We start from the raw sequence: 15139 nt of genomic DNA, 5'->3' as shown, positions 1-15139 counted from the left end.
TAGGAAAGAAAAAGAAGAAACGAAGTAGGTAGATTTGTGGATTTAATGTTTCAGGATTTTAAGGAAATGGAGGATACCAAGGATTAATTTTCCTTAGCATCCTCAGAATCCTGAGTATCCTCAATCGAGGTGTTTATGTAGTTGTCCTGAGACTCACGGTGAAGCAGACCTGATTTGCAGAAGTCAGTGATATAGCCCTCTGCCGTTTTGTGAGGAATGCTCAAAGCTGCTGCCACTTCAAGGTACTTTTGACGGTTGAAGTGTTTGGGTAGCTTATTCAAGAATTTCTCTTTCCTATTTAATCGAGTAGGTTTCTGTACGTCTTCCGGGAGTTCTGCAAATACTTTACTCGAATGCTTTACCAACACTTTGACCATTGCAAGCGAAGCTTGAAAGTCTCTTTCTTCACAAATCATCTTTGATGATGTTTCACCAGTCTCCATGATCCGCAAAGCGGAGAATATCATGCAGAAACGATAGGCAATCAATCCCAACCTTCGGATGGTTGCCATGTAGTCGATTCCTTGAATGCTCATATACTTTTCTTGTATCTGACCAAAGAACTGATTGAACTGGTCTTGCTGGTCAGCGGTGAGAAAGAATTGAACATCCTGTCCAGCTTTTAATGAACTGTAGAGATTGAAGAACTCATTGCCTAATGTATCAAAGTAGTCGTCTAATCCATTGGTAGTTTGCGAAGCAAATACATTCTTCCACACTGGCCGAACATTCATGTAATAGAATATGAAACGGCTGAATAAGCCGTTTTCTGCATTCGGGATTAAGGCCGCTACTTGCTTGGGTGTACCTGACAAGACAGTAGAAAGGCAAGGGCTTTCTATGTCCACATATTCACGGTCTGTCCTGCGATAGTAGGAAATGGTTTCATGGTGAAAGGCTTTTCTAAAGCCGTCACTATAGTTACCGTAATCGCTCTTAAAAGCATGTGCAAGTGTGTCACCCTCAGTTTCAAATATCAGTCCTTTACCATCACTATCACCTAATAATTGATAAGCTCCTGTGGAGCTGTTATTGGCAGGGATAAAGAGCATCTTTTCGGGTGGCTTCTCGGGTTTCTCTATTCCTTCAACTTTTCCTTTGTTGGCGTTGTATTCAGCCAATTCCAGTTCGTAATGTTGCTTGTGGAGTTTTGCTTGTTCCCGAAACTCTTTGTGTACTGGATTCACTAATTGACGACAATGCACCAAACGACCTTTACCTGCTGAGGCTTGGGCAGTAATGAATAGAAACAGATTGGAGTAGACACGCTTGCCATCATAGATTCCTGACACTTTGGGTAAACAGGCACTAATAGCCACTAAGGAGCCAAGGAGTAGAATATCCCTTTCTTCATTGGAAGTGGCTATCTGTATTACCTTTTGCAAAAACTCAGGAAGTTCAGGAAACAAGGAATTTGGGAATGTTGGCATTAAATCCGGTTCTTTTTTGTTTTCTGCCTGAGTGTTGAGATTCTTGCTTTGGTATTCAGACTTGCTTGCAGGGCTGTAGTCCTGTCGTTCCTGCTTTGGTGTAGCCAAAGGAATGCCCGCTTGTTTGGCATGAAAAAAGAAGGTTTTCAGGGAAACTCCCTGACCTCTTGCCTTCATGCAATTATCGAACTGCTTGTCGCATTCCTGTATGGAATACTCAGGGTGAAATTGACTGACTCGGTGGAACAGGTTTCTACCTGTTTCGCCAAACTCATCCGCAAAGGCAAAACCAATATTTACCCAATCGCTGTAAGCGGAGGTGACATCTATACGGCTGGCCTCAATGTCTTGAATGATTCGTTCAACGTCTTCGAGTTGTGTAGTTGTATTGTAATTGCTTTGCTCTGTAACTTTTACTGGTTGGTCTGGCTTATCAAGCCATTCCAACGGATTGAATGTTTTTCGTTCCATAACCTATATGTATTTAGGATTGATGAATATTTCTGTATCGTGTGGAAGGAAACATGCTCTTGAAATGTCCTTTCCTGACTGGTCTACTTCTAATTGATAGGTGTGGGAAACATAGTTTGCCACCGCCTTGAAATAGTCCTGGTGTTTTGCCTGTGTCAAATCAATCGGTATGACCCATTTTAATCCATCACCTGACGGAGACACAAACAGTAGCTCTGTTTCAAAATAATGGTCATTGAGTAATGATTGCTTGAGTGTTGGGATGTCCTCAATGTGGTCAAAATCGATTGTGAGCAAACCTGAGTGTCTTTGGAGGTTTGCATCATTCCGCTTAGAAAATGAGCCTGAGAAGGTCACATAATCGAAGTTTTGAGCTTTATACTTTCGGGCATCTTTTGGCTCGGAGATATTGCGAAGTGTACTTGTACACGAAGCAAAATCATTGCCTTTGATGAGGTGGTACACCTCAATCAAGGAGACTTGGCGACTTGGTTTCACATTAGAAACAGGCTTTTTGAAATAGCTGAATACTGGCGGTGTAGGCTTTTGAATTTCAGGAATAGCAACCGCAGGTTGCGTTTCCTCTTGATGATAAAAACCTCTTTCCTTGCCAATTCTCAGGTATAGTTCTTCATTGATCTTATCGAGAAGGGCTTGCCCTTCGAGGCTGAAATGCAATGAAGCAAAATCAAAGACATTGCCCTGTGCAATGGCTTCTTCTGTATATGTGTGTGTAGCAATGCCGTCAACTACTTTAACCATCAATGTGGGCTTGTCCGCATTGAATGGATTCTTAGCAGGTTTGCAGTCCCGTCCCGAAAGGGATAGGACTGTTTCACCCTGATAGTAGTGGCGTAACACATGGGCATAGATATTCAAGCCGTAATGTGTCTTTCTCAAAATGGCTTCTCTACTGATCTCCATAATGCTTTGATTTTGAAGGTGAGTAGTTGGATTCCAGCAAGGCTTCTATATCAGAAACCTTGTAATAGAATTTACCATTGATTCGACTGTAGGGAAGAACCCCACCATCCCGAAGGGATTGGAGGGTTCTTTTGCTGATGTGAAGCGTTTGCATCACTACCTGCCCATCAATCCATTCCTCGCTGAATTGCTCCAAGCGTGATTTATGGAAGTTGAGGAGGTAGGCTTTGACTGTTTTAATGTCTTGAGTTAGCGTCAAGATCATATCCATTATCTCGTTCATAGCTTCACCCTCCCTTTCTTGATTAGGTAATCCGCTGCCCTTTGGTCTATTTCTTCCTGAGTGGAATTGCGGTTGCGTAGCAACCAGCTTTCCAACTCGCTTCTTTTGAAATAGAGCTTCTTTCCATTGGGCTTGTAGTGCGGAATGCTCCCTGCACTTGTCAATTTGTACAAGTGAGATTGGGAAAGCTCCAGATACTGGCAAGCTTCATTGAAGTTTAAAACTTCTTTCGTGTAAATCCCCTGGCTCTCAATTAGGCGTTGGAGATTTTCAAGACGTTCAATTATTTCGTCCATCTTAAATCGTATTAAGAATTAATGAATGGACTCTTGGCCAAAAGTCATATCCGATTGTCGAATACGATGCTAAAGTATGAGGCTAAAAGGGGCGTTATGAGGCTCTAAAGTATGGTGCAGTGTAGAGTGCAGAGTGCAGAGTGGGCTGTAAAAATTGATAGCCCACTTTTAAGGTAAAAGAGGACTAAACAAAAACAGAAAAAAGATAAAAGGAGTATAGTGCAGAGTGGACTATATCAGGTGCGAAACTGCCTTTTCTATTTTATCTCCTGTCAGGTTCGGTCTTTTTAAAGACCTGAACTTTGACCTGTCAAAGGAATTTCCATCAGTATCAACGAAGCATAGGCAAGTCACTTCCCATTGCTTTTGCTTTAGATCATCCACCAACTTATACTCTGAGTATATCAGCTTAATGAAATAGAATAGCTCGCTGATATTTCCTGTCCATTCTATAGGTGTTTTGATTTCACCTCCTGAGAATACCTTTTTGAAGTTGAGTAGGGTTGTGGATTTGCTAATGAAATGATTCAGCTTTAGACTATCCCATAGATCGGTCAATTTATCTGGGTTGGTGGGTAACTGTTTGTAGGTAAATGAATGAAATGAATTTACCGTTGCTGTGGATTCCGTTTTGGCTGCTGGTACTGGTTTGGATTCAACTTCAATTACTTGAACTGGTTTCAAGAAATGGTTGTCCGGGATAGGTTCTAAAAGTAGTTGGCTGTAAAAGTCCTCCAGTATGAATTGATCATCTATCCAAGTGCTGAAAGCATTTTGGATTTCTAAGTAAAGCTGCATGTATGCAAGCTTTAGAAGCTGTACGATGAATGTGTTTGCCTTGTGGGTTTGGTCTAATTCAAAGGATGTTTTTTTAGGATCTATGTACGTCAGTGCATAGTCCTTTTCTTTAATGAGTTTTCCAAGGTCTTTTAAGCGGGTTTTAATCCGCTTGTTGAGTGTGTCTTCAAGCCAATACTTGATTAAGTTTTCGTTGTTGTCCTCCTTGATCAGTTCCACAAGCCTGACACATTCTGATTTGACATTATTTAATATCAGTTTGGAATAGTACTTTGTTTTGTGATCGAATGGCCTGTGAAAGCTGATTTCATATTTGAATTGAAAATCTGTGGAGGCTTCCTTTACGCTACTGAGTTTGGAAGCATACTTTTGATCAAGGCTGTTTTTTCCTAACCAAGGGCGAAGCTCTTGGTACAGGATGTCGTCAAGTAATTTGGTTTGATTGCTCATAGGTCAAGTTTGATTTTGTTGGCTGCTTCCTGTTTCTTTTCATCTATGATTTTCGCATAGACTTGGGTGGTCTTCAATTCCTTATGGCCTAAGAGCTTTGAGACTGTGTAAATATCAGTTCCTGCCGTAAGCTGCAAAGTGGCATAGGTATGACGGGCACAATGGAAAGTGATGGTTTTGGAGATACCAGCTTTCATCATCCATTGTTGCAATTTCAGGTTATGCCATGCAGAGTATTTCAATCCTTTGAATACTCGCTCTTCTGGAGCTTGCCTTTCACCGAGCAAGCCAAAGGCTTGTTCTGAAATAGGGAGGGTTTCTGCTCCCTTGGTTTTCTTTTGTCTGAATCGGATGTAATACCCGTTATCATTTGAGTGCTGCACCTCTGACCAGAGTAGCTTATTAATGTCTGACCACCTCAGACCTGTAAGGCATGAAAATATGAATGCCGTTTTCATCTGAGGTATTTCACATTCCGTATTGGCTGCTGCTTGAAGTTCCTCCAAAGTCAGAAATTCTCTTTCAGGTTCACCTTGTTTAAAGGCGTTAACTCCTTCACTTGGGTTGGTAGGTAGAATGCCGTCTTTCACTGCTTGCTTTAAAGCTGCTCGCAGCTTGTTAAAGTAGGAGTACTTAGAATTTTGAGATAGTTTCTGGTCACCATGTGCAATAGCCTTCTTATCAAGGTAGTATTTGAAATCCTGAATAAACTGTCGGTCAATATCTGAGAAGGAAACCTCATAGGAACAGAAAGCCTTTAGATGTTTCAGCATACTTGTCCAATTGCCGTAATTGCCAGGGCTATCCTGCCTCTGGTTAGCCAGTAGCTCAATGTATGCAAGGAAGCTGCCTTTCAATTTCTCATTATCTCTGAATCCATATACACCGTTTTGGATTTCGATTTGTCGCTGTGCTCTAATAGTCTCAGCCAATTGAAGGGTCTTTTTGTTAACTTCCTTTTCCTCTTTGGTCTTTGCATTGGGAGAAAGGTATAATTTGAGGTATTCCGTCTTCCTTTTCCCTTTGTGGTAGTAGTCGAGGTATAGACTGGTCTTGCCACCTTGATTGCGTTTTCTTAGTGTTACTTTCATCCCTGAAACAGTTTTTCGATTTCTTCTCTCTTGATAATGGTTCGGCTCCCAATTTTTGCAGCTTGTATTTTCCCGTTCTTGATTTGACGGTACAGGGTCATTCTACTTGCACCAAGTAGTTTGCAGGTTTCGGCAATACTTAGAAAGTCTTTGTCTCTGACTTGCTCCTGATTGTATTCTTGTTTCTGTACTGCAGTAGGGGCAATCTCCTGCACCTTCTGATCTCTCTTGCGTTTCTTGTAGGCACGCTTGGCACAGTTATCACCACAAAATTTGGTCACAGTAGTCTTGGCGATAAACTCAGTACCGCAATGCTGACAGATTTTGGGAACTCGAATGTTGCTGCTCATGGTGTTTCCTTTTTCGGCTTGTTTCTGTCTCAGAGTGTATCCCTTTGTATCAGGATGTATCTCTATGTAACATCATCTCGCCTCGATCTTAAAAATTTGTTGCTAACAACAAATATTGATTGGTCAGCAACAAATTAGAAACGAAAGATAGGAAAAAATAGGAAATTTAGCAACAAGAAAAGGAAGTAAAAACAGCCTAAAAGTAAGTAAAAGAAGGGTTTAGCGTACTATTCGAAAAGTAATTACTTTCCGATACAAAACTTACTAAAAATATTTGCTAGCAAATCATCCGTCGTAATCTCCCCGGTGATCTCGCCAAGGTAATGCAGGGAGCGGCGGATATCCATGGCCAGAAAATCATTGCTCACCTCCTGGTCCAATCCAGTCAGGACATCCAATAAGGATTCCCTGGTTCGGTTCAGAGAATCGTAATGCCGGATATTGGTCACAACCGTGTTTCCCGTTTTGAATTTGTCCAGATTCACCAGTTCCAATATCTTATCTTTCAACAGATCCAGGTGCTTCTTTTTACCCGCAGAAATGAAAATGGTATCCGGATGCAGCCTGTTTAACTCATTGATCAATTGTTTATTACCCTTGTCTATTTTATTGGCTACTTTAAGAAAGGGTACCCCCAGGTTTTCCAAAAGATTGATGTCCCGGTTGATTTCTATCATGTCGGTATCTCCTAGATCGAACAGGTACAAAATCAGTGAAGCGGATTTCATTTTCTCACGGGTACGGCTTACCCCCATCGCCTCTATCGTATCGGTAGTGTCCCGAAGACCTGCAGTATCAATAAAGCGGAAAATAACCCCACCAATATTGATTTCATCCTCGATAAAGTCACGTGTGGTGCCGGCAATCTCAGAAACAATGGCCTTTTCCTCATTCAGCAATGCATTGAGCAGGGTAGATTTGCCAGCATTTGGTTTTCCCGCAATGACCGTGGGTACACCATTTTTGATGACATTCCCCAGATCAAAGCTGTCAATTAGCCGCTCGACCACCTTAAGGAGTTTTTCTACCAGATTCCTCAAGTCCTCCCTGCTGGCAAATTCCACATCTTCTTCCGTGAAATCCAATTCCAGCTCAATCATAGAGGCAAAATGGATCAACTGTGCCCGCAGATCAGTGATCTCTCCGGAAAACCCTCCCCGCATCTGGCTCATGGCTGCCTGGTGGGATGCCTCAGAATCCGAGTGGATCAAATCAGCCACTGCCTCTGCCTGGGCCAGGTCAAACTGCCCATTGAGAAAAGCCCTCTGGGTAAACTCCCCGGGCTTCGCAGGTCTGGCTCCCTGACGAATCATCAGCTTGATGACCTGGTTGACAATATAGGAGGATCCATGGGTAGAAATTTCCACCACATTCTCTTTGGTAAAAGACCTGGGTGCCAGGAAAAGAGACACCAGCACCTCATCGATTACCTTTTCCCCCTCCCTCAGGCTGCCAAAGTGAATGGTGTGACCAGCTTGCTTTTCCAGGTCCTTGCCATAAAAAACGTTATTGACCAACTGTATGGACTGTGGTCCAGACAGGCGGATAACGGCGATCGCACCTACGCCCTGAGGGGTGGCCAGTGCAACGATGGTGTCCTCATGGGGGCTGATTACTTGTGACATTTATTGTTTGAAGTTTTCCAGAAGCGCAGCAAGAGCCTCCACAAAAGGTTCGGCTTCCCGGTATCCGGGTAGCTGGGTGATATTTTCCATGGCAGCATCCATGATGACAAAATTCGGAAATGACCTTACGCGCATGGCACGTGCCATTTCTTCTTCTGTATATTCCTTGCCACGGAATTCAAATTTACTTTTTGCATCCTCAGCATTTAATTTGACCGCATAAAAATTCTGATTGACGTAATCGATCACATTTTGGTCTGTAAACGTTTCCTTGTCCATTTTTTTGCACCATCCGCACCAGTCGGTGTAGACGTCCACAAGGATCATTTTAGGTTGCTCAGCAGCCTTGTCGATCACTTCCTCAAAACTGTACCAGTTTATGCGCTCCTCCTGTGCCACCAGATTGAATGGAAGCAACAGCGCCAGCAACACGATCCCCAATAATTTCTGCATATTTAGTTTGATTGATTTTTCAAATATAACGATTTCTGCACCGAAATGGTCTGCAGGAATATTGACTTAAAACCAAAAAAACATTTCCCTGGTTCCAAGCCGTCAGGAAGGCTGCAACATGACCAGAATATTGGCGGAAACTTCCCGGGATACATGCAAGGTCTTCTGTCCGTCAATCAACAGTTCCAGCGATCCGTCAAATTCAATCTGGTCCAGCACAATCACCCTGGCTCCGATATAAATGCCCACTTTATCGAGGTATTTTAAAAATGCTGCACTGCTGTTGTTTACAGCTACAATTTTTGCAGCCTGGCCGGGGGACAGCGCTTCCAGGTGTACCCGCGGTTTGCTGCTCAATTCGCCAAACTCATCAGGGATCGGATCTCCATGGGGATCAAATTTTGGAAAGCCCAGGTATTCGTCCAGACGCCGGACGAGTAGGGGAGCGTTTACATGCTCCAACTCTTCTGCGATATTGCCTATTTCATCCCAGCTGAACTTAAGCTTCTCTACCAGGAATACTTCCCACAAGCGGTTTCGGCGGATGATATGCAAGGCCATTTTCCTTCCGGGCTCGGTCAGGCTCACACCCCGGTATTTTTTATAATCGATCAGACCTTTCTCAGCGAGCTTTCTAAGCATGTCGCTGACAGATGCAGCCTTGGTTTGGATCAGGGCGGCAATCTCATTGGTCGACACTTTCTCCAGGTCTTCTTCCAATAAGCGATAGATCGCCTTAAGGTAATTTTCTTCAGCGGCAGTAAGCTTTTGCATGATTCATTTTTGTGCAAATATACCTTTTAGGACTGTCTAAAAAAATATTTAATTTGAGTCTAAATTCTTTGTGGATAACTCCAGATGCAATGTTTTCAATAATTTAGACACGGCATCAAATAATTTTAGATGCGGCTAAAAATACGACAATACACTGGATTTCAGCGTATTAAAGTTTGCAACTAGCGGAATTATTGGTGGCCGAACCCTGAATGGGGTCTATTGGAAAAGTACAATTTTACGGATTGCAGGATCCATAAAGTGAATCGATCAGCTTCAGGAGGGCAGTTCGTTCCGACTGCCAGCTTACTTCATCTCCTGGCGGGCGAAGGTAAAATTCCATTCCGGCGAATTTTTCCCAGATGCCGCTGATCCCGGCCATGTCATCAAAATCTACTCCCATACCTGCCGGATAGCGTTTCAGGATATCTTCCCATACTTCATTCCTGCTGATGAGAACGGGTTTTTGCAAGGCGATCCCTTCATAAAGCTTGGTGGGTATTTTGTTGCGGATACTGGGAAGCAAGCGATAGGGTAGCAGCAATACATCGGCTTCTCCGATTTCCCTGAGTACTTCGGAATGGGCTAATGGAGCAGGGGAAAGGTCAAGGTGGATGCCGGGCTGCCGGCTGGTTTCTGCTTCCAGTTGCCGGGCATAGGAGGATGAGGGGCAATGTCCGCTGATATACAGTCTGGCTTCAGGCAAGACCTCTCGGAGCCCTCTAAACCATTTAATTGCGGTAGAGATGCCATAAGCCCGGGCGATGGTACCTGTCAGCAAAAGTCTGGGGGAATGGGGTCGGATCAGATGGAAGGACGGCAGCTGGCGTTGTGGTAGGTTTGCTTTATTTTCAATGACTGTGGGGTTGTCGATACCGGGCATCTCCTCTGCATAGCACTTCTCCGCAAAAATATATTGGTCAATCGCCCTTCCGCTCCAGTTTTCAATGGTCCTGACCAAAAATTTTGCAAGCGATTTTTTAGTTCCGGAAAGGGTTTGATTGTATTCCAGGTTATACAAATAATTCTCCTGCATATCATAGACCAGCTTAAATGAGAGGAAATATTTAGCAAATACCGCAGCCGGAAGGAGCTCATAGGTACAGACCAGCACAATGCGGGGTTTGATCCTGAAAAGATGAAATAGAAATTTAGCAGGGGCAATAATTCGGCACGGATGTGTCCTGCTTTTGGAAAAAATGGGAATAAACCGGACATTTTTTATGTCAGGCATTTTTTTTGAAGAAAAACCTATGATGTTAAGGTCGTATTTATTTGTTTCACGCAATGAAAATCCCAGCTTAAACAACATTCTGGAGTCATCGACAGGTTTGAGGATGGATGCCAGGACGATAGGGATTTTTTTTCTCATCATTCAAAAATCATTCAGACAAAGCTAATATTATAAATTTTATGGAATTACAGCATATCATAGAAAAAGCCTGGGATAACAGGGATTTATTAAATGAAAAGGATGTACAGATCGCTGTCAAAACAGTAATTGCGGATTTGGATAATGGTTCTTTAAGAGTCGCAGAGCCGCTTGAAGACGGATCCTGGAAGGTTAATGATTGGGTGAAGAAAGCTGTAATTCTTTATTTCCCCATCCAGAAAATGCGGACAATAGAGGTGGGGCCCTTTGAATTTCACGATAAAATGGCTCTGAAAACCAACTATGCCAAGCAAGGCGTAAGGGTGGTGCCTCATGCAGTGGCGAGATATGGCGCGTTTCTTGCTAATGGAGTAGTGATGATGCCCTCTTACGTAAATATAGGTGCTTTCGTGGATTCGGGAACCATGGTCGATACCTGGGCTACTGTCGGCTCCTGTGCGCAGATAGGAAAGAATGTGCACCTGAGTGGAGGTGTCGGGATTGGTGGCGTACTGGAACCCATCCAGGCAGCACCTGTGATTGTAGAAGATGGTGCATTTATCGGATCCCGAGCGATCATTGTAGAAGGAGTGAGGATCGGAAAAGAAGCAGTAATCGGAGCCGGTGTGACACTTACCGCCAGCTCAAAAATCATAGATGTGACCGGAGACCAGCCAAAGGAATACAAAGGATATGTTCCTGACAGGTCGGTCGTTATACCTGGTTCTATTAAGAAAAACTTTAAGGCAGGTGAGTTCATGGTGCCCTGTGCACTGGTGATCGGTCAAAGAAAAGCTTCCACTGATTTAAAGACCTCTCTCAATGATGCGCTGAGAGAAAACAGTGTAGCCGTTTAAATACAAAAGATGATGATTACCATTAAAAGCCTATTGAGCCTGCTGCTTATTGCCCTGATGCTGGTCGCGTGTGAAGAAAGTTCTTCTACTCAGGGAGATTATTATTACAATGAAGGTCAGTATGAAGAAGCGATCATGGCCTATGCCAGTTACCTGGAAAACAGACCGAATAATGTGAAAGCATTATACAATAAAGGTAGGGCACATGAAGAGCTGAACGACTTCAAACAAGCCGAAGAAAGCTTCAAGTTGGCCCTTAAGCAAGACCCCAAAAACATTCAGGTATTGCTGAGCTTGTCCAACCTGTATCATAACAATGAGCGGCCTGAGCTTGCCCTGATGTATGCAGACAACGCTGTACAGGTGTCTGGAGCTCCTTCTACGGCTTACTTTCTCAAAGCCAGGTCTATGCACCGCCTGGGAAATGTAGACGAAGCATTAAGAGAGTACAACACGGCGATAAAAATGAGTCCTAAAAACGGACAGATGTTTTACTACCGGGGAATGCTATATGTAGCTACAGAAAAAGTATCCGAGGCCTGCGATGATTTTAAAAGCGCTGCTGAAAATGGGTTTGAACAGGCGGATGAAGCGATAAAGAATTATTGTCAATAGATAAAAAAAAGTCTGGTAATCCAGACTTTTTTTGTTTTAGTGTTCCTCATGGTCGCAGATGAGCGTGGATTCCACTTTTCCAGTACCTTTGCAGGTCTGACAGTCGCCATGCTCCACCAGGCTTCCTTCACATTTGGTACAGGTCAGGCGCCCCTTGCCGGAGCAGCGTTCACATTCAAAGTATTCCAGAATGTTAAAAACGTTTCTTTTGGTGATCAGTCCATCTCCGGTACAGCGGCTGCAGCCGATCACACCAAGTCCTTTGCATAGCGAGCATTCTTGCTGACGGTGCCCTTCTCCATCGCAGGCCTGGCAGGTTTGAAACCGGTAGCCCCTGTTGTCACAGAGATTACAGGCCGCAATAGCTGCCAACGGCGCCTTTAATTTTGCGACGAGGGTTTTTGCCTCATCATAATGCTCACCTTTGAATCCGTTAAGGTCTAGGTACTTTTTGATAAAACTGTCACTGTTGTAGTATTGACCCAATTCATACAAGGTGGTGGCAAAGAAAAAGGGCATTTCCGGAGGGATGGGGAGATTGCTGTTGATGATTTCCCGAAACTGATTGTTGGCCTCCAAATAATCTTCCCTTTCCATCGCATTTACGGCCCTGTCCATCAGGCGGGAGGTCAGGCCGAGGTTTGGCTGGAGCTGGGCAAGTGCGGGTAAACAAAGCATCCAAAAGAGAAGTAAGAGGAACTGTTTTCGCATGCTATTCAAACCAAATGTCATAATCAATCTCATTTTCTAAGGCTATTTCCAGGCTATCCGGCAGCGTTTCGAAGAAATCTATTCCGGAAAATTGTTCTAAACTATCTACTGAAACCACGTGATCCAATAAAGGTCGGCCAGATTTTTCATTTTTTAACAAAAAAGCCAGCATTTTATATGGAGGGCCCTGTATGTCAAAAATCACTTTGAAAAAGTAATCCGGCACCCTCACTTCGTTCTTTCCAATAAAAACCCTTGCCGCCTCTTCCTCAAACAATGGTCCGGTGATTACCAGAAGGTACCCGTATTCTCTGGTCCAGGAACGGACCTGTTCTTCTAGTTTTTTCCATATGCCCCGGTTGAAACCCGGACGCTGCGGAGAAATATTGCTCATCAAAAAACTACTTCTCATCGCCTCCAGCGAATGGGAAAAGTCTGCGGCAGGCGCCAGGTGGCCCCGGTCATAACCAGAGTGACGGTAATCGTCGGGCTGAGCCGAACCGCTCTCAATACGGGGGTCATCTTTGAAATTATCGGTGCGTTCGTATTTCACTGAGAGTAGCTGGGCATTCAGCCGGTAAGACACCCAGGCAGCCTGTTCGGTCGATTCATCATAAGCCAGCGAAAAAAATTCATGGTGGATTACCTGCAGCTCCTTTTCTTTTGAACATTGTGGGAGGAGTAGTGTCTGTACATAGACAGAATCCAGAAAAAGGTGGGGGAGGGAATTGCTTTTTTTCCTGTGTGAATGCAATTGTTCAGGCGCTCGCTCATCAGGAGACGGCTCTATATACCATGCTTCGGCTTGTTTATCCGAATGAAACCGTTCTGCGTTCTTTTTCCACTCTTTACGAGCCTGGAATGCCAGGAATATCGCCAACAGCAAAAAACAAAAATAAAATAAAAAAATGTTTTTATTGGATGTATTACGCCTTTTTGATTTAATTTTATGCTGTTTTGTCATATGCTATTCTAAAAATGGATATTTTGCCCCTGCAATTTAGGAATACCTTACATATTATATGAAAATAGGAGTAATCGGTGGCGGAGCAGCGGGATTTTTTGCGGCCATTCACGCACCATACGCCGGCCATAAAGTTAAACTTTTTGAAAAGAGTCCGAAAGTACTTTCCAAAGTATTGATTTCAGGTGGCGGCAGATGCAATGTGACTCATGGAACCCACCTGATCAATGAATTATTGAAAGGGTACCCCAGGGGCAAACAATTTTTAAAAAAGGTGTTCGGGCATTTCAGTACTACAGATACGGTTGCCTGGTTTGAAAGCAGGGGAGTGAGCCTGAAGACAGAAGCAGACCTGCGGGTTTTCCCCGAAAGCAATGATTCGAAGACCATCGTTCGCATTTTGATGGACGAAGCCGCTCGATATGGGGTACAGGTGTTGACCCGCCAGCCGATAGATAGACTGAGCGTATCGGAAGGGGAGTTTGTACTAGGCGGAAAGGGGCTGGAAGAAAAAGTTGATCGCCTGATCGTCTGTACCGGAGGAAATAACAAGAGGGCAGGTTATGCTTTCCTGGAACAACTGGGCCACAGGGTGATCGATCCGATTCCCTCGCTCTTTACCTTTAATACTCCTGATTCCGCTCTGATCAAATTGAAAGGGATAAGTGTACCAGATGGAATGATCCGGTTTGCCGGGTCAAAATTAAAATATTCCGGGCCTATTCTGATTACCCATTGGGGAGTCTCTGGTCCTGCCGTCCTGAAGCTTTCTGCATTTGGGGCAGAATGGCTATTCGATCAGCAATACCAGGCTGAGGTGCTGATCAGTTGGGACAGACATTTTACTGAAACCGGCCTGAAGGATGCGATGTATGCTTATAAGCAGGCCCATCCAAAAAAGAACATTCAAAAAAATGCTTTGTTTGATCTTCCATCCCGGTTGTGGCAATTCCTGGCAGAGAATGCGGCAGTTGAGGAGGCTCTGATCTGGGAGGACATCAGCAAAAAAAAGATCAACAAATTGACAGAAAACCTGTTTAACTTTCCACTAAAAATCTCAGGAAAAACTACCTTTAAGGAGGAATTTGTGACTGCCGGGGGAGTGGACCTGGCAGAAATCGACGCGGACACAATGGAAAGCAAGCTCATTAAAGGATTATTTTTTGCCGGGGAAGTCATCAATGTGGATGGAATCACAGGGGGATATAATTTTCAAGCAGCCTGGAGTACCGGATTTCTGGCTGGAAAATCTTCAACTAAAAAACAAATATGAGTAAACAGTTCAAAAATATTGATTTCAATAAAATTGAAGAGATGGTTGAGGATGATGTGGATTTCCGAAATCAACTGTTAGATGCCATTACGGTAGCAGTAGAAGAGCTCCGCAATACCTATGTCAGGGGGATCGAAGAAAAGAGTTTGCCGACAATCAAACAGGCCAGGCACAAGATCAAGCCCACCCTCGGACTTTTCGATCTGGAAAAATTGGCTGTTATTATCGGAAATGGCAAACGTCTACTTCTTGAGAATGGCTTTGGAGACGGCATAGACAGGCATAAAGAAGAATTTCTGGACGCTGCAAATGAGGTTCTGGAAGAAGTGAAGCAATACAGGTGATCTTGCCCTGAGATGTCTGCTTTCCCTGCCATTGGTAGTATCAAACAGAAAAAATCAC

The 15139-nt window shown here is 43.8% G+C and carries 17 protein-coding genes; 4 read left to right on the top strand and 13 right to left on the bottom strand.

Features of this window, described 5'->3' with window-relative positions:
- Positions 1–83: 83 nt before the first annotated feature.
- From BUB19_RS07640 to BUB19_RS07590, 11 genes are all read right to left on the bottom strand, one after another.
- The gene (locus BUB19_RS07640) at positions 84–1901 is read right to left on the bottom strand and encodes a DUF3987 domain-containing protein (RefSeq protein ID WP_073093953.1); all 1818 of its coding nucleotides are present in this window, start codon (positions 1899–1901) and stop codon (positions 84–86) included.
- A 3-nt stretch (positions 1902–1904) separates the two neighbouring features.
- Entirely contained in the window at positions 1905–2825 is a 921-nt protein-coding gene (locus BUB19_RS24340) for a BT4734/BF3469 family protein (protein WP_084097098.1), read from the bottom strand.
- Positions 2812–3108, bottom strand: coding sequence for a helix-turn-helix domain-containing protein (locus BUB19_RS07630; protein ID WP_073093952.1), 297 nt, complete (start codon positions 3106–3108; stop codon positions 2812–2814). Before BUB19_RS07630 ends, BUB19_RS24340 begins: the two co-directional genes overlap by 14 nt.
- Complete coding sequence (locus tag BUB19_RS07625; RefSeq protein ID WP_073093951.1) at positions 3105–3404, bottom strand: helix-turn-helix domain-containing protein; 300 nt, start codon at positions 3402–3404, stop codon at positions 3105–3107. Before BUB19_RS07625 ends, BUB19_RS07630 begins: the two co-directional genes overlap by 4 nt.
- 231 nt (positions 3405–3635) lie before the next feature.
- The gene (locus BUB19_RS07620) at positions 3636–4421 is read right to left on the bottom strand and encodes a hypothetical protein (RefSeq protein ID WP_143155952.1); all 786 of its coding nucleotides are present in this window, start codon (positions 4419–4421) and stop codon (positions 3636–3638) included.
- Between the two features lie 227 nt (positions 4422–4648).
- Positions 4649–5743 carry a site-specific integrase gene (locus BUB19_RS07615; protein WP_073093949.1) on the bottom strand — a complete coding sequence of 365 codons (1095 nt, stop codon included), beginning with the start codon at positions 5741–5743 and terminating at the stop codon, positions 4649–4651.
- On the bottom strand, positions 5740–6093 hold the full coding sequence (locus tag BUB19_RS07610) for a helix-turn-helix domain-containing protein (RefSeq protein ID WP_073093948.1): 354 nt from the start codon (positions 6091–6093) through the stop codon (positions 5740–5742). Before BUB19_RS07610 ends, BUB19_RS07615 begins: the two co-directional genes overlap by 4 nt.
- A 242-nt stretch (positions 6094–6335) precedes the next feature.
- Entirely contained in the window at positions 6336–7718 is a 1383-nt protein-coding gene (gene mnmE / locus BUB19_RS07605; protein ID WP_073093947.1) for a tRNA uridine-5-carboxymethylaminomethyl(34) synthesis GTPase MnmE, read from the bottom strand.
- Positions 7719–8171 (bottom strand): thioredoxin family protein, encoded by a 453-nt coding sequence (locus BUB19_RS07600; RefSeq protein ID WP_073093946.1) that lies wholly within the window; start codon positions 8169–8171, stop codon positions 7719–7721. It abuts the gene before it with no gap.
- Between the two features lie 102 nt (positions 8172–8273).
- The gene (locus tag BUB19_RS07595; RefSeq protein ID WP_073093945.1) at positions 8274–8945 is read right to left on the bottom strand and encodes a metal-dependent transcriptional regulator; all 672 of its coding nucleotides are present in this window, start codon (positions 8943–8945) and stop codon (positions 8274–8276) included.
- A gap of 238 nt (positions 8946–9183) precedes the next feature.
- Positions 9184–10320 carry a glycosyltransferase family protein gene (locus BUB19_RS07590; RefSeq protein ID WP_143155951.1) on the bottom strand — a complete coding sequence of 379 codons (1137 nt, stop codon included), beginning with the start codon at positions 10318–10320 and terminating at the stop codon, positions 9184–9186.
- 38 nt (positions 10321–10358) lie between these two features.
- Here BUB19_RS07590 and BUB19_RS07585 point away from each other — a divergent pair, with 38 nt between their 5' ends.
- Together BUB19_RS07585 and BUB19_RS07580 are read left to right on the top strand one after the other, a co-directional pair.
- Positions 10359–11174: a 2,3,4,5-tetrahydropyridine-2,6-dicarboxylate N-succinyltransferase gene (locus BUB19_RS07585; protein WP_073093943.1), complete on the top strand. Its 816-nt coding sequence runs from the start codon at positions 10359–10361 to the stop codon at positions 11172–11174.
- A gap of 9 nt (positions 11175–11183) precedes the next feature.
- Positions 11184–11789: a tetratricopeptide repeat protein gene (locus tag BUB19_RS07580; protein WP_245802797.1), complete on the top strand. Its 606-nt coding sequence runs from the start codon at positions 11184–11186 to the stop codon at positions 11787–11789.
- A 36-nt stretch (positions 11790–11825) separates the two neighbouring features.
- Here the strand turns inward: BUB19_RS07580 and BUB19_RS07575 are convergent, their stop codons facing one another.
- Complete coding sequence (locus BUB19_RS07575; protein WP_143155980.1) at positions 11826–12467, bottom strand: outer membrane protein assembly factor BamD; 642 nt, start codon at positions 12465–12467, stop codon at positions 11826–11828.
- Positions 12468–12501: 34 nt separating this feature from the next.
- Positions 12502–13386, bottom strand: coding sequence for a DNA/RNA non-specific endonuclease (locus BUB19_RS07570; RefSeq protein WP_178371454.1), 885 nt, complete (start codon positions 13384–13386; stop codon positions 12502–12504).
- A gap of 136 nt (positions 13387–13522) precedes the next feature.
- Between BUB19_RS07570 and BUB19_RS07565 the strand changes: the two genes are divergently transcribed.
- The gene (locus BUB19_RS07565) at positions 13523–14737 is read left to right on the top strand and encodes a BaiN/RdsA family NAD(P)/FAD-dependent oxidoreductase (protein WP_073093940.1); all 1215 of its coding nucleotides are present in this window, start codon (positions 13523–13525) and stop codon (positions 14735–14737) included.
- A complete protein-coding gene (locus BUB19_RS07560; RefSeq protein WP_073093939.1) occupies positions 14734–15081 on the top strand; it encodes a hypothetical protein in 348 nt (115 codons plus the stop codon). The genes BUB19_RS07565 and BUB19_RS07560 overlap by 4 nt, the downstream gene beginning before the upstream one ends.
- Positions 15082–15139: the final 58 nt, after the last annotated feature.

Source organism: Cyclobacterium lianum (assembly GCF_900143075.1).
GTDB lineage: Bacteria > Bacteroidota > Bacteroidia > Cytophagales > Cyclobacteriaceae > Cyclobacterium > Cyclobacterium lianum.
Note: the sequence above shows the minus strand (reverse complement) of the source record. Positions and strands in the feature narration are given on the sequence as shown.